This is a genomic window from Paraliobacillus salinarum, from assembly GCF_014083865.1.
Lineage (GTDB): Bacteria > Bacillota > Bacilli > Bacillales > Amphibacillaceae > Paraliobacillus > Paraliobacillus salinarum.
Genome location: NZ_JACEFA010000007.1, coordinates 61,211 through 75,682, shown reverse-complemented (window position 1 = coordinate 75,682; position 14,472 = coordinate 61,211). Strand labels below are relative to the sequence as shown.

Annotated in this window: 15 protein-coding genes and 1 riboswitch; of the genes, 12 read left to right on the top strand and 3 right to left on the bottom strand. The window is 35.5% G+C overall.

The genetic code is table 11. The features are described 5' to 3' along the window. Positions 1–154 precede the first annotated feature (154 nt). The 8 genes from HP569_RS08860 (at position 155) to HP569_RS08825 (ending at position 5,802) form a co-directional block, all read left to right on the top strand. A complete protein-coding gene (locus HP569_RS08860) occupies positions 155–742 on the top strand; it encodes a hypothetical protein (protein WP_182200815.1) in 588 nt (195 codons plus the stop codon). 142 nt (positions 743–884) lie between these two features. After that, positions 885–1,196, top strand: coding sequence for a lmo0954 family membrane protein (locus tag HP569_RS08855; protein ID WP_182200814.1), 312 nt, complete (start codon positions 885–887; stop codon positions 1,194–1,196). 39 nt (positions 1,197–1,235) lie between these two features. Next, complete coding sequence (locus HP569_RS08850) at positions 1,236–1,865, top strand: PspA/IM30 family protein (RefSeq protein WP_182200813.1); 630 nt, start codon at positions 1,236–1,238, stop codon at positions 1,863–1,865. A 99-nt stretch (positions 1,866–1,964) separates the two neighbouring features. Beyond that, a complete protein-coding gene (liaF, locus tag HP569_RS08845; RefSeq protein ID WP_182200812.1) occupies positions 1,965–2,681 on the top strand; it encodes a cell wall-active antibiotics response protein LiaF in 717 nt (238 codons plus the stop codon). Next, the gene (locus HP569_RS08840) at positions 2,678–3,730 is read left to right on the top strand and encodes a sensor histidine kinase (RefSeq protein ID WP_182200811.1); all 1,053 of its coding nucleotides are present in this window, start codon (positions 2,678–2,680) and stop codon (positions 3,728–3,730) included. Before liaF ends, HP569_RS08840 begins: the two co-directional genes overlap by 4 nt. Then, the gene (locus HP569_RS08835; RefSeq protein ID WP_182200810.1) at positions 3,723–4,361 is read left to right on the top strand and encodes a response regulator; all 639 of its coding nucleotides are present in this window, start codon (positions 3,723–3,725) and stop codon (positions 4,359–4,361) included. Before HP569_RS08840 ends, HP569_RS08835 begins: the two co-directional genes overlap by 8 nt. A gap of 2 nt (positions 4,362–4,363) precedes the next feature. Next, positions 4,364–4,945, top strand: a complete 582-nt coding sequence (locus HP569_RS08830; RefSeq protein WP_182200809.1) for a DUF1700 domain-containing protein — start codon at positions 4,364–4,366, stop codon at positions 4,943–4,945. 5 nt (positions 4,946–4,950) lie between these two features. Continuing rightward, positions 4,951–5,802 (top strand): DUF4097 family beta strand repeat-containing protein, encoded by an 852-nt coding sequence (locus tag HP569_RS08825; protein ID WP_182200808.1) that lies wholly within the window; start codon positions 4,951–4,953, stop codon positions 5,800–5,802. A gap of 80 nt (positions 5,803–5,882) precedes the next feature. Here the strand turns inward: HP569_RS08825 and HP569_RS08820 are convergent, their stop codons facing one another. The 3 genes from HP569_RS08820 to HP569_RS08810 all read right to left on the bottom strand — a co-directional run bounded on the left by HP569_RS08820 (position 5,883) and on the right by HP569_RS08810 (position 9,471). Next, positions 5,883–6,488, bottom strand: a complete 606-nt coding sequence (locus HP569_RS08820) for a YpmS family protein (RefSeq protein ID WP_182200807.1) — start codon at positions 6,486–6,488, stop codon at positions 5,883–5,885. Positions 6,489–6,518: 30 nt separating this feature from the next. Then, positions 6,519–7,445, bottom strand: coding sequence for an SGNH/GDSL hydrolase family protein (locus tag HP569_RS08815; protein WP_182200806.1), 927 nt, complete (start codon positions 7,443–7,445; stop codon positions 6,519–6,521). 376 nt (positions 7,446–7,821) lie between these two features. Next, positions 7,822–9,471: an O-acetylhomoserine aminocarboxypropyltransferase/cysteine synthase family protein gene (locus HP569_RS08810; protein ID WP_182200805.1), complete on the bottom strand. Its 1,650-nt coding sequence runs from the start codon at positions 9,469–9,471 to the stop codon at positions 7,822–7,824. Positions 9,472–9,575: 104 nt separating this feature from the next. Continuing rightward, a riboswitch (SAM riboswitch) is annotated at positions 9,576–9,684 on the bottom strand. A 156-nt stretch (positions 9,685–9,840) separates the two neighbouring features. Between HP569_RS08810 and HP569_RS08805 the strand changes: the two genes are divergently transcribed. The 4 genes from HP569_RS08805 to HP569_RS08790 all read left to right on the top strand — a co-directional run bounded on the left by HP569_RS08805 (position 9,841) and on the right by HP569_RS08790 (position 14,398). Beyond that, on the top strand, positions 9,841–10,305 hold the full coding sequence (locus HP569_RS08805; protein ID WP_182200804.1) for an Hsp20/alpha crystallin family protein: 465 nt from the start codon (positions 9,841–9,843) through the stop codon (positions 10,303–10,305). Between the two features lie 103 nt (positions 10,306–10,408). Continuing rightward, a complete protein-coding gene (gene cls / locus HP569_RS08800) occupies positions 10,409–11,848 on the top strand; it encodes a cardiolipin synthase (RefSeq protein ID WP_425501853.1) in 1,440 nt (479 codons plus the stop codon). Positions 11,849–11,868: 20 nt separating this feature from the next. Further along, positions 11,869–12,399, top strand: a complete 531-nt coding sequence (locus HP569_RS08795; RefSeq protein WP_182200803.1) for an acyl-CoA thioesterase — start codon at positions 11,869–11,871, stop codon at positions 12,397–12,399. 106 nt (positions 12,400–12,505) lie between these two features. Then, complete coding sequence (locus tag HP569_RS08790) at positions 12,506–14,398, top strand: ABC-F family ATP-binding cassette domain-containing protein (protein WP_182200802.1); 1,893 nt, start codon at positions 12,506–12,508, stop codon at positions 14,396–14,398. Positions 14,399–14,472: the final 74 nt, after the last annotated feature.

The following is a 14,472-nucleotide window of genomic DNA, read 5'->3' as shown; positions in this document are numbered from 1 at the left end:
TAACCAATTATTGTTAGGTTTTTGCTAGATCTCAAGTCTTACAAAAATCTATCACTTCCGTCCATTGTTTATTTCACAAAGGTTGTTATGATAGAATAATACCTAATCATTAATCAAAAAGATAAAAGCAATGGCAAGAGAAGGGGGAGGGCGTTTGGAGCAGAAAACGATTTATTTATTGTTTTTAGATACTGGTACAGTTTTAACCAAAATGATTAATTTATTTACGAATTCAACATTAAACCATGCCTCAATTGCGTTGGATCAATCATTAAGCCAAGTATATAGTTTTGGTAGGAAAAGACCTAGAAACCCGTTTATTGGGGGGTTCGTCAGAGAAAACCTCCAATTACCATTTTTTAAAAAGGCCGAATGTGCGGTTTATCGCTTGCAAATATCTGAACTAGAGTATGAACTATTAGAACAACGAATGAATATGATGGAAGCGGAAAAACACTTATACCGATATAATATGTTAGGATTGTTTGGCGTAATGTTGAATAAAGAACTACCAAGAGATAATGCCTATTTTTGTTCTCAATTTGTAGCGACAATGCTATCAGAATGCGGTGTTTATGAATATGACAAACCGGCATGTCTAATCCGTCCACAGGATTTAAAAGAGTGGCACGAGCTGCAATTAATTTATCAAGGAAGTCTTAGCAATTATCCATACTTTTATAATGCGAATCAGAATGTTTATACACATAAATGGAATTCTTCAAACATAAAGCTTGGCTAAATGCCGGGCTTTTTTTTGTGTGTAAATCATGCTTCTCATTCCGCAAATTAAGCCTTAGGTCTTATATGAAAATATACCGCCAGTCCATTATGAATAAAGGGGACAAAGGATATGATAGATACATGGAAGGAGGATATGGAACGTGAAAACAATCTTATTTATATTCGTTGCAGGAATTGCAGCTATTGTATTACTTATTGCGCTTGGACCAATGATCTTATTAGGGATTAGTTTAGCCATTACCTACTATGCTGTTCGAAGGTTTATTCTATCAGATTCTATAGGCGGGAAAATTGGTTGGACAATTGTAGGACTGATTGCACTTTCTGTCTCACTATCTAATACAGCCGCATTTGTCGGAGCACTAGCACTAGTTGTTCTGTATTATACCTATAAGAGCTGGAAAGAGACAAAACGAAAAAAAGAAGAAGAACAATGGATATTTGAATCCTAACGAATTAGATCAATCATTTTATATAAGGAGTGTACACACATGGCAAATATTTTTACTAGAGTGAAAGAAACAATCGTAGCTGATTTTCATGAACTATTAGATCAAAAAGAACAGAAGCACCCAATGACAAAATTAAACCAGTATATTCGCAATTGTGAAGAAGAAGTAAAGCGGTTAAAAAAATTAATTAATAAACAATATACGATTAAGCAGGAATATCAGAATGAATGTCAAAAAGCGAAATCAATGATTGAAAAAAGAAAAGCACAAGTAGTTTTAGCAGAAGAAATGGGAGAAGCTGAACTGAAAAGAGAAGCGGAAGAGGAACTGCTACAATATCAATCAAGAGCAGATCAATTAGAAGAAATGCTTGAACAGAATAGTCAAGGACTTGATCAGATCGAAGCAAAGTACGTACAAATGAATCACAAGTTAAAAGATCTATACGTTAAACGCTTGGAGTTGAAAGGAAGAGAAAATATAGCACGTGTGCATAAAGGAATAAATAAAGTTCTTCATACAGAACTAGTAGAAAAGAGTGAATCAGCGTTTCAAGAAGTAGAAAATTATATTAGTCGACTAGAGCAACAAGTGACATCGGATTATCGATTACACACATTAGATGCAAGATTCGCAGCATTAGAAAAAAAGGTTTCTACTTCTAAATAAGTTCATGGTACGCTATAGATAGTAGGCCAAGGTATCGATGTTTATGTCGGTGCCTTGTCTCTAACTAAACTTTGTATCATAAGAAATTGAGGGAAGCCTATGTTTAATCGAAAAAACATGCATATTGCAGAGTATGTATTAATTGGAATCATTATATTTTTTATTTTTGAAGCAATCTTTATTCATACAGAATCATTAGTCTGGATCGGGATATGGCTTGTGATCATTTTTCTTGCACGCCAACATTATTATCGTCCCATTGGTCGAATGTTTTTTTGGATTGGTTTAGTTGCGCTTGGAATTACAGTCATTAATACGATCACCTTTCAGTTTGTACTATTTATAACGCTAGTTCTATTCCTTTTATATTGGTATCAAAAAAAGGAACGCACAAATGATTACCAACCCCAATTCCCAATAAATCAACAGTTAAATGAAGAGAAAGTATTGTTTACTAATCAATGGTTTGGTAAGCAACAAACAGAACAATCGGCTTATGAATGGAATGACATTAACATTCAAACCATTGTAGGAGAAACAAATATCGATTTAACCTATACGGTATTACCAAAGGGTGAACCGCTTATTATTGTTCGTCATTTATTTGGTACAATGAAAATCGTTGTACCATTTGATGTGGAAGTATCGATTCATCATTCTGTCCTGTTTGGATCTGTAGATATTCTGAATCATCGAGATGACACGATCACCAATCGAGTGATTCATTTACAAACAGAAGCATATAATCAAGCGAACCAGAAGGTGAAAATAGTTACATCAATGATTGCTGGTAAAATTGAGGTGACACGAGAATGAAAGCAATAATTACTCGTTCCATTCTTACTGGCATGCTTCTGTCGGTGTTGCTAACTGTGCTGTTATTTATGATTTTCACCTATATGTTTCCACTACAAAGCTGGCTAGATTTGATCGGGGCGACTATTTTGAAAATACCGTTCATTCTTTTTGTTCTAATAGTCAGCTTGGTATTTGGTGCTAGTGCTGGATTCATGATTGGGGTTTTTGAGAAAAATCAATTAGAAGTGATTGAAAAAGGTTTAAATGGATTAGCTAATGCAAATACGGATACGAACATGCAATATGATGGTTCGTTAGATGAGCTTGATCAAATAATGGATAAAATGAAAGAAGTCAAACGTCATATACAAGAACAGACGATAAGAACACAGAATTTAGTTAGCGAACGAGTAGAAAATCAACAGGAACAAATAGAAAAAGTAATTACAGAAGAGCGTAATCGATTGGCAAGAGAACTACATGATTCCGTTAGTCAGGAGCTTTTTGCAGCGTCTATGCTTGTTTCCGCTATCAATGAAAGTTCTATTTCAAAAACAGATGCCGTTGCTACTCCTTTGCAACAAATAGAAACGATGATTCAACAGGCGCAATTAGAAATGCGCGCATTGTTACTTCATTTAAGACCAATTGCGCTTAAAGATAATTCATTGAAGGAAGGGATGGATCAGTTATTGCGAGAACTTGATCAAAAAATTCCCATTGCTATTCATTGGAAAGTGGAAGAGGTATCTTTAAGTGCTGGAGTAGAGGATCACTTGTTTAGAATACTACAAGAGGCATTATCTAACGCATTGCGCCACGCAAAGGCAAGTACAATGGATATCGTATTCATTCATCGTGATCAAACTGTCATTTTACGCGTATTAGATGATGGCATCGGCTTTAATTTAGAAGAAAAGCAGTCTAGCTCATATGGTTTGGCGAATATGTCAGAACGCGCAGCAGAAATAGGTGGTAAATTACGTATTGTTAGTGTGCCAAATAAAGGAACAAGATTAGAAGTTAGAGTTCCGATTATAAACGCAGAAGGTGATGAAAATGATTAAAGTATTATTTGTAGATGATCATGAAATGGTTCGTATTGGAGTTAGTGCTTATTTGGCCACACAAACAGACATTGAAGTAATAGCTGAAGCTGATAATGGAAAAAAAGCAGTAGAATTAGCACTTCAACTTCGACCAGATGTTATTTTAATGGATATTGTTATGGATGAAATGGATGGTATTCAAGCGACAAAAGAGATTATTCAAGCATGGCCAGAAGCAAAGGTATTAATGGTCACAAGCTTTATTGATGATGACAAAGTATATCCTGCATTAGAGGCTGGAGCCACAAGCTATGTCTTGAAAACATCTAAAGCTAGTGAAATCGCAAAAGCAATACGAAACACGCATCAAGGAGAATCGGTTTTTGAAGCTGAAGTAACAAGTAAAGTATTAACACGTATGCGTATGAAGAAAGAAGCCGAACTTCATGACGCATTAACAGCCAGAGAACAGGAAATATTGTTACTCATTGCTAAGGGGAAGACAAATCAAGACATTGCCGACCAACTTTTTATTGCGCTGAAGACGACAAAAGTTCATGTGAGCAATATCTTAAGTAAATTAGAGGTGCAAGATAGGACACAAGCAGCAATCTATGCCTATCAACATAAATTAGTTGAGGGGGAATAGGAATGAATAAGCAACACTTTATGAAAGAACTAGCTTATCACTTGAAAGGGTTATCCAGTGAGGATCGGAATAATATATTACAAGACTATGAAGATCATTTTAAAATTGCTCAAATAGAAGGAAGAGATGAACAATCTGTTATTCTTGAGCTTGACTCACCACGTTTGATTGCGCAAAAACGATTAACTGATTTTAATGTGAGCCAGGTAGTCCGTGAAGAGAAACAAACTGAACTCACGCCAGCCAACAAAAGTCGTAGTCCGATGCAGTCATTGATTCTTGCACTTGTACTAATTATTTTTAACGTAGTAATTGTATTCGTGCCAGCAATTATCCTATTTTTCGTTTGGTTTGCAGTTTGGGGGATAGCAATTGGTTTTTCGTTAACGCCTATTGTTTGGGTACTTTCTTTATTCTGGCGTTCAGTATCTACTATATTAACTGCACTTCCAGAATTCTTTGTTGTACTAACATTAGTTAGTGTCGGTGTTTTACTTATCATTTTGATGATTTACGTCACCAAGATCCTATTCTTTGTTTTAAAAGGCTACTTAAAATGGAATGTAGAAGTCATTAGGGGGTGAATAGCTTGAGAAAGATTGCGGGTATTGCACTTATAACGGGATTGATAGGTCTCATTGGTATGTTTGTATTTCGAGATCAAATATTTTCTATTGGAAAACAAGAGCAGTTTACAAGCTTTGCAGATTTGCAGGCAGATGCAATTAATCAATTAGATATAGAGGTAGATATTGCGGATTTTCAAATCGAAAAGAGCCCGGATAATAACATACATGTTGCGCTAAATGGACAGCTAAATCAATATCAAGAAGAAAAAATGACGTATGAGGTTTACGATGAAGACAATACGTTATTTATAAAATTAGATCAGCAAAATAGTTGGTGGTTTTCCTTCGCTATCCTACCATTTCAATGGAACGATCCGTTAGAGCTAGTACTTCAATTGCCAGAAAAACAATTTAAACAACTGCGAGTAGACGCCAATGTTGCAGATTTAGCAATACGTGCTGGTAATTACTCTGCTATTGAAGTATCAAGTGATGTAGGCGATTTGAAGATAGCTAACATAAAATCAAATCGGACTTCGGTAGAAACAAATGTGGGGGATATAGCTATTGAAACAGGATCAGGTAGCTATCAATTGATTAGTGATGTAGGCGAGATATCACTTAGTTTAATAGAATGGAACAATGATATTACAATTGAATCAGATGTAGGTGATATTGACGTGACAATGGAGAAAATGCCACAAGCTTATCAAATGGATTTATCCAGCGATGTAGGTGGTGTGCACACTTCAGGAATAAGGCTAGATCGAGCAGAAAATGATGACGGGAATATTTATATAGAAGTAGGCACGGACGGTCCACGAATGGATCTCAGTAGCGATGTCGGGGAAATTGAAGTAATCGCTAAATAGTGCTGTATTGATTTATTAAGTTTATAAAGAGAGTCAGGTTTATCTTGCTTACAGATAAACCTGACTCTCTTTATAGTGCATTAAAATCCTAATGATTCTGTGGGAACTTTAATTCGAAATGATAATCGGTCATTCTCTAAATCAAACTGCTGTATGCGAATTTTAAAATTACTCTTAATATCAATTTCTGTTACGGCAACATAAATTTGCTCTTTTTTTGGATTAATCCTGATCCATTCAGGCAAACCGACCTGCTTCTCCACGTATTCTAAGATTTTATTTTTTGGTAATAATAACAATCCTAATGACATTTCTTTTTGTTGTAAAATCAGATCGCCATTCTCTTGTACAATTGGCTCCATACTGATCGACACAGGAATATCCTTACTGAACGCTTGAACCGATCCGTTGAATTGTACATCTTCTTCAAATTGAACCGAATATTTCCCTTTCTTATCATTTAATGCTTCATCCAAATAACCATTAACAAGCTGGCTTAGGTTCTTCTTGCTAGATTGAACCGTAAATTGCGCACCAGCTTTTTCCTCCGTTATTTGTTTTTCCTCTACCGGCAGATCTGGAGCAGGTGAGAATATCAAAATAAATATAATTGTAATTACGAGTAAATTTAAGCTTAGTAAACCAATGAAAAGCTTTTTCCAATGACGTTGTGCTGTTTGCTTCATTATTAAAATTAAACACCTTTCTTAAACGAATTATTCTTGTGTTAATTCGTTTTGTTGCTCCGTTTCTTTTTGTGCAGCTTCAATAGTAGGGCGAATATAAGTAAGGATGCGTTCTCCCATTAATGTATATCCGGTTGTGTTTGGATGGAAATTATCTTCCGCTAATAAGTTCACATCTTTTAACTGAAATAAGTCTTTCGTTGGAATGTAATGTAATTGTGAGCTATTTTGTGTCAGCTCTTGCCCAGTTTGATTCCAATTAGTCAGAATAGATTCCAGTTCTTCAATATCATCAAAATAGCCTTCAAACGGATTGAAAAAACCAATTAAATAAATATCTGCATCTGGGCTCAACTGTAACATTTTATCAAAAATCTCTTGAAGTCGTAAGCGATATTCTTTCCTCGCTTGCTCAAATGGCTCTTCCTGAAGATTCATAACATTTGATTTAACAACCTTCATAATATCATTTGCACCAATAGTTAATAAAATCATATCTGCCTTTTTGATGGATGATTGAATCTGTTTATCCTCCAACCTTTTCAGCAACTGATCAGATCGGTTTCCTCGTTTTCCATAATTCTCAATGGTAATCGGTTTGGATTTATCTGACAAGCTATCTTCAATCACGCCAACATAACCACCATTATTTGTTAAATCTCCAACACCTTGTGTTAGAGAGTCCCCAATTGCTACAATGTTGTAATGGTCACGAACAAATAAACCAATCGTACTTTCCACTGCACTTCTAATACTTGAAGATAAGTTGTTTTCTTCCTGTTCCACTTCTTCATCTTTTTCGTTAACTTGTTCAATTACTTCTTGTATAGTTTCTTTCGGTTCTATAGTCGCTGTCTCATTTGAATGATCTTTTTTTAACCAGATAAATAAAACAGTAATGATTAAAAATATTATGGCTACTAACCCAATACTAATCCATAACTTTTTTTTGTTCATTTTGCTCACACCTATTTTTAAAAATGAATGCTAGACTATTCCCGATTGTTTGATTTTTAAACAATACACCTACAATAGTCATTCGTAAAGCATTGTTTATTTATTATATGGTAGAAAATGAACATTTAGCAATAGTTAACACAATTTGATTGGTTCAAATCAATATTTAAGGTTGGGCTAACTTCACATAAAACAGTCACTTAGTTCAGTTCTAAGTTTCCGTAATAGAGCAATCCATGCCTAAACGGTCACTTAGCCCCGTTTTAATCGCCTTTTGTTAAAAAGAAAAGATGCCAGTACTCGCATTTTTAAATCGACAACGAATGTCTCATTAAAAAAGGATGCACTGACACCGAATCATTTATTTAAAAAAGGTTTATTGATTAAGTCGGATCTTGTCTGCTGCTTCAAATGGGCAATGATTCTCAATAACAAATGCTGACCCGTGTTCTGTTAAGGTAGCTGATTTTTCATACCACACAATCGATGTGTCAGCTGGAATTTCTTCAATTACTCCGTCCGCTGGTATATATAATACATCGATTGGTTCTGTGTTTTCCGCCAAAGCTACGATATTATAACCCAATCGCTGTAATCTCGTTAATGATTCATTGTTTTCAATTTTTCCAGCAACGACGATGTTTTTTAGGCGTGGACCTGCTTCTTCTCTTGCAAATGGAGATGAGAAAGCCCATTTAATAATATCCGCTACTTTTAATTGAATCGTTGGATCTGTGTTCGTTGCTTTTGCAATGGCTTGATCTAAATCTTGCAAAATATCTTCAATTGACTCTAAACCTACTGAAAGTCGAATTAATTCTTCTGTTACACCACTCGTTTTTAACTGCTCTTCACTTAATTGCTGATGCGTAGTAGAAGCAGGATGTATGATCAATGATTTTGCATCACCTACGTTGGCGACGTGTGACCATAACGAAATGTTATCAATCACTTTTCTACCTGCATCACGACCACCTTTAATTCCGAAAGTAATAACAGAACCATACGTTCCAGAAAGATATTTATGTGCCAATTCATGAGAAGGATGAGAAGAAAGACCTGGGTAGCTAACCCATTCTACTTGCGGGTGTGCATCTAAGTACGCCGCTACCTTCTCCGTGTTTTCAGAATGCTTTTCGATACGTAGATTCAGTGTTTCTAAACCTTGTAGGAAGTAAAATGCATTCTGAGGACTTAACGCTGGTCCGATATCTCTTAATAATTGTACGCGTAATTTAATAGCAAAAGCTGGTGCACCAATATCGATACCAAAACGAATGCCGTTGTAACTAGCATCAGGCTCTGTAAACCCTGGGAATTTGTCTTGATTCCAGTTGAAGCGACCACCGTCAACAACTACACCACCAATGGTAGTACCATGACCACCAATCCATTTGGTTGCTGAATGGATAACAATATCAGCGCCCCAAGTAATCGGTTTGCATCCATATGGACTAGCAAAGGTATTATCAATAATTAAAGGAATATCATGCTCGTGAGCAATATCAGCTACTGTTTCAATATCAAAAACATTTAATGAAGGATTAGTAATGACCTCGCCAAAAATCGCTTTCGTTTTATCGGTAATAGCAGAACGGAAATTTTCTGGATCAGTTCCATCCACAAATTTTACGTTAATACCGTATTTAGGTAGCGTGTTAGAGAATAAATTAAACGTTCCTCCATACAAATTACTATCCGTAATGATCTCATCACCAGCTTGAGCTAAATTTAAGATTGCTAACGTAATTGCAGAAGCTCCTGATGCTGTAGCCACGGCAGCTACACCATCTTCAAGCAAAGCAACACGTTGTTCGAAAGCGTCTACGGTTGGATTCATAATGCGTGAATAAATATTACCTAGCTCCGCTAAGGCAAATAAGTTTTGTGCATGTTCTGTATCACGGAACACATATGATGTTGTTTGATAAATCGGTACTGCCCTTGAGCCAGTAGTTGGATCTACTTGCTGTCCACCATGTAATAAAGTTGTCTCTGTTCCTTGTACTTGAAAACGTTCTGTCATTTTAAATCCCCCTAGAAATGATTTAGAACATATCCTTATGGAGCTGGAGAAGAAACAAAAAGCCCTCTTCAGTTAAGAAGAGGGCTAAACGTCCGTTTTTCCTCCTCTTATCTATCAGGTTTTTCCTACCTGTAGGATTTGGCACCTTTTCAAGTAAACTTGCTGGTTGCCGGGCTTCGTCGGGCCTATTCCCTCTGCCACTCTTGATAAGAGATATGTACATGTTAGTAAGGATTATAAGGGAACAAAAAAGATATGTCAACATATTTTTTGAAAAGTCTGTTTATTATAAAAATAACTATAATCATTAACTCTTACAGGAAAAGAAACATATAGTAGTGGTAGTTAAAAGTTAGGAGTGTGAGACAAATGGATGAACAGGATAGAAAATCGGAGTTTGTAGAAGCAGGGCAGGATTTTATACGAAAGATGGACCAACTGTTTCATGACCGACCAAAAAACAACTTGCTACAAACGATGGATTCTTTTTTTCAACAAAATGGTTTTTCGTCACGCTTAGCTGTTGACGTATTTGAAACAGAAACAGAGTGGGTTGTTCAAGCCGATTTACCAGGAGTCAAGAAAAATGCAATTCACATTGATATTTTTGGAGATCGTCTAAAAATAAGGGTAGAATATAAAGAAGAGACAGAGAAGAGTAACACAAGCAAAAACTATGTGCAACGAGAGAGAAAATATAAATATGCAGAGCGTACTGTACAACTCCCATATGTAATTGATAAAAAAACAACACATGCATCGTTTCAAAATGGGGTATTAGACATACGAGGTCCCAAACAGACAAAAACAAATAATAACCTTGAAATAAATTAGCAAAGGAGGGAAATAACCTCCTTTTTTAATGGGAAGCATAAAGATAAATATATTTTGACCATAATGGTATAATGATGTCACAAGTATATGAGGGGGGATGTAAGTGGACATGGCAACGGTTATCTTATGGTTTATTCTTGTATTTAATATATTCTTAGCATTTGCTATTGTTTTTTTAGAACGTAAGAATGCGACGTCTGCTTGGGCTTGGCTTTTGGTATTAATGTTTATACCTGTATTTGGTTTTTTCTTGTATTTAATCTTTGGAAGGAAATTAAGCAACAAAAAACTTTTTATTTGGGATAATAAAAGTAAATTAGGCGTGCAAAATGCAGTGAAAGTTCAATTGGATCTAATAAAAGAAGGTAGTTTTCCAATACCTAAAGGGTTAGAAGAATACGAGGACTTATTATTTTTACATTTAAGAAATGATGATGCAATCTATACGCAAGACAATGATGTAGAAATATTTACAGATGGAAATGAAAAATTCAATGCTTTAATTGCAGACATGGAACAAGCGAAAGATCATATTCATTTGATTTATTACATTATTAGAAATGATAATCTTGGTCAGAGAATTGCTGATACATTAGTTAAGAAAGCAAAAGAAGGCGTAAAGGTGCGCTTTTTATATGATGATATGGGTTCAAGGGGTTTAGGAAAAAAATACATTACAAGACTAAAAGATGCTGGAGTAGAAGTGGAGTCGTTCTTCCCGCCGCTCATACCAAAAGTTAACTTTAAGATTAATCATCGTAACCATAGAAAATTAGCGATCATTGATGGAAACATTGGGTATATTGGTGGATTTAATATTGGCGATGAGTATTTAGGTGAGAGTGAAAAATTTGGTTATTGGCGTGATACACATTTAAGAGTTATTGGTGAATCTGTTCGAAACATGCAAATTCGCTACATACTTGATTGGAACCAGGCGTCACGAAATACAATCTTATATGAGGATAGATATTTTGAATCAAATCCAAAAGGTGATGTTGGTATTCAAATTGTATCAAGTGGACCTGACTCGGATTGGGAACAAATAAAAATTGGTTATATAAAAATGATTATGGAAGCAAGAGAATATGTATATATCCAAACGCCATATTTTATTCCGGATGAGAGCTTAGCAGATGCGGTAAGGATTGCGGTATTATCTGGAGTCGACGTTAGAATTATGATTCCGAATAAACCGGATCATCCATTTGTGTATTGGGCAACCTATTCTTATGTAGGGGAATTATTAGAAGCAGGAGCAAAAATTTATGTTTATCAACCAGGTTTCTTACACGCAAAAACCATTGTCGTTGATGGAAAAATTGCATCAGTAGGTACGGCTAACATCGATGTTCGAAGCTTCCGTTTAAACTTTGAAGTAAATGCGTTTCTATACAGTGAAAAAATTGCAAGAAAATTAGTTAGTGAATATCATAAAGACATAGCTAATTCTAATGAATTAACTTGGGACGTTTATAAGCAACGTTCACTTTGGATTCGATTTAAAGAGTCTGTTGCTAGATTAATCGCACCAATTCTTTAACATAGAAAGAGGAATATATAATGGAACCAAAACCATCTGTTGCTTCATTAAGTGTAAAAAATTCACATGTACTACCTTCTGATACGAATGGGCATGGTACATTATTCGGTGGACAGTTAATGGCTTATATTGATGACATTGCAGCAATTAGTGCAACTCGGCATGCAAGGAAGTTAGTTGTAACGGCATCGATTGATTCTGTTGATTTTTTACATCCAGTTAAAGAAGGAGATACCATCTGTTTAGAGGCTTTTGTAACTTATGCACACCGCACTTCAATGGAAGTTTTTGTTAAAGCTGTAACGGAAAACTTACTTACAGGGGAACGGAAAGTTTGCGCAAATGCATTTATTACGATGGTAGCCATTGATGAAAATAGCCAACCAACAACGGTTCCAGAGGTGTATCCAGAATCTGAAGAAGAGAAATGGTTATACCGTGAAGCCGAGGAAAGAATGAAGATGCGTAGAGAGAGAAGAAAAGTAGCAAAAGAAATGTCAGAACGATTTGGTACTGCATTTCCTTGGAATGAAACAAGTCGTTTTAATTAAAAGTAAAGTATAGAATAATAACTGTGATAACCGTTAAACTCGGTACAAATGGATATTATTCTATACTTTTTTGAATAAGTGTTTTGTACGGTGAAAGGTGATTAAAATGGAAATATTAGCAGTTGAAAATATAGTGAAAACTTATGGGGACAAGCAGTTGTTCGACCATGTTTCTTTTTCTATATCAAAAAAGGAACGAATAGGTCTCATTGGTGTCAATGGAACAGGAAAGTCAACTTTATTAAAAATAATAGCGGGTTTAGAAGATGCAGATCAAGGTCAAATGCATCACGCAAAGGATTTTCGAGTGACCTATTTGAAGCAAGATCCAGAACTAAACGAAAATGCGACCGTGCTAGAAGAAGTGTTTGCAGGTGAAGCCGAAATCATGGTATTGATGAGGCAATATGAAAAAGTGAGAATCCAGCTAGAAAGTAATCCAAATGAGCAAGCATTTCAAAATCAATTAATGGCATTACAACAACAGATGGATACGTTAGATGCTTGGGATGCAAACACTACAGCAAAAATGATTTTAACCAAGCTAGGAATAACGGTATTTAACCAACCTATTAAAGAGCTTTCTGGTGGGCAGAAGAAGCGTGTAGCAATGGCTAAAGCGCTTATTCAGCCAGCAGACTTACTTTTATTAGATGAGCCAACTAACCATTTAGACAATCAATCGATAGAATGGCTAGAATCGTATTTGAATCAATATCAAGGTTCCATTGTTTTAATCACCCACGATCGTTACTTCCTAAATAGAATTACGAATCGGATTATAGAATTAGATAAAGGGAACTCGTATCAGTATCAAGGTAATTATGAAACTTTTTTAGAAAAGAAAGCAGAAAGAGAAGTGCTAGAGAAACAAAATGAACAAAAGCATGCCAATACGTTAAGAAGAGAATTAGCATGGTTAAAACGTGGAGCAAAAGCCCGTTCGACAAAACAGAAAGCAAGAATTGATCGAGTGGAAGAAATGAAAGAGGAAACATTTGATACGTCAGATACATCAATTGATTTCCAAGTCGGCACAAAACGTTTAGGCAAAAAAGTATTAGAGTTACATGATGTATCTAAATCCTATAATGACATAAATTATGTAAACAGGTTTAGTTTACTTGTTACTCCTGATGATCGGATTGGTATTATTGGTGCAAATGGTAGTGGTAAAACAACCTTACTCCAACTTATTGCAGATCAAATCAAGCCAGATAGCGGGGAAATAGAGGTTGGTAGCACAGTACATATTGGTTACTATACACAAGATAACCGTGAGATGGATGAGAATTTACGAATTATTGATTATATTCGTCAAACAGCAGAAGTCATTCATACGAAAAACGGAGAAACCATTACAGCAGAGCAAATGCTAGAGCGTTTCTTATTTCCACGTGCCCAACAATGGACATACATTCGACGTTTGTCCGGTGGTGAACGAAGACGTCTATATTTACTGCAAGTCTTGATGCAAGAGCCCAATGTGCTTCTACTAGATGAGCCTACAAATGACTTAGATGTGCAAACATTAAGCGTATTAGAAGACTATTTAGATAGCTTCCCTGGTGTCGTGATCACTGTCTCACACGATCGATATTTTCTTGACCGAGTAGTAAACCAATTAATTACTTTTACCGCACCAGGAACAATCTCGACATTTTACGGTAATTATACAGAATATATGGAAGATCAAGAACTTAAACAAGCAACTAAGACGAAGGATGTAGCTAAGAAAGTAGCTCAACAGCCCAAACCCAAACGTAAAAAACTGTCTTACAATGACCAAAGAGAATGGGAAGGCATTGAAGAAGAGATTGTAGCTTTAGAAGAACAAATAAATGATGTGCAAGAAGCGATTATTGATTCTGGAAGTGACTCAGAAAAGGTTCAATCTTTATATGAAAAACAAACCGAACTAGAAGCGGTATTAGAGCAGAAGATGGAACGTTGGGAAGAGCTATCTCTATTAGTCGAAGAAATAGAACAACAAACGTAATTTAGTTAAAGTATTTCACTAATCGAAATAAATATGGAATAATAGAGAAAGATACAATTATTTATTGGAGGTAT

Excerpts from the sequence above, each read along its gene's own strand:
- liaF (WP_182200812.1), top strand. The coding sequence starts at position 1,965 with ATGTTTAATCGAAAAAACATGCATATTGCAGAGTATGTATTAATTGGA.
- HP569_RS08820 (WP_182200807.1), bottom strand. The coding sequence starts at position 6,488 with ATGAAGCAAACAGCACAACGTCATTGGAAAAAGCTTTTCATTGGTTTA.
- HP569_RS08790 (WP_182200802.1), top strand. The coding sequence starts at position 12,506 with ATGGAAATATTAGCAGTTGAAAATATAGTGAAAACTTATGGGGACAAG.
- HP569_RS08850 (WP_182200813.1), top strand. The coding sequence starts at position 1,236 with ATGGCAAATATTTTTACTAGAGTGAAAGAAACAATCGTAGCTGATTTT.
- HP569_RS08810 (WP_182200805.1), bottom strand. The coding sequence starts at position 9,471 with ATGACAGAACGTTTTCAAGTACAAGGAACAGAGACAACTTTATTACAT.
- HP569_RS08830 (WP_182200809.1), top strand. The coding sequence starts at position 4,364 with ATGAATAAGCAACACTTTATGAAAGAACTAGCTTATCACTTGAAAGGG.
- HP569_RS08815 (WP_182200806.1), bottom strand. The coding sequence starts at position 7,445 with ATGAACAAAAAAAAGTTATGGATTAGTATTGGGTTAGTAGCCATAATA.
- HP569_RS08835 (WP_182200810.1), top strand. The coding sequence starts at position 3,723 with ATGATTAAAGTATTATTTGTAGATGATCATGAAATGGTTCGTATTGGA.
- HP569_RS08795 (WP_182200803.1), top strand. The coding sequence starts at position 11,869 with ATGGAACCAAAACCATCTGTTGCTTCATTAAGTGTAAAAAATTCACAT.
- HP569_RS08840 (WP_182200811.1), top strand. The coding sequence starts at position 2,678 with ATGAAAGCAATAATTACTCGTTCCATTCTTACTGGCATGCTTCTGTCG.
- HP569_RS08805 (WP_182200804.1), top strand. The coding sequence starts at position 9,841 with ATGGATGAACAGGATAGAAAATCGGAGTTTGTAGAAGCAGGGCAGGAT.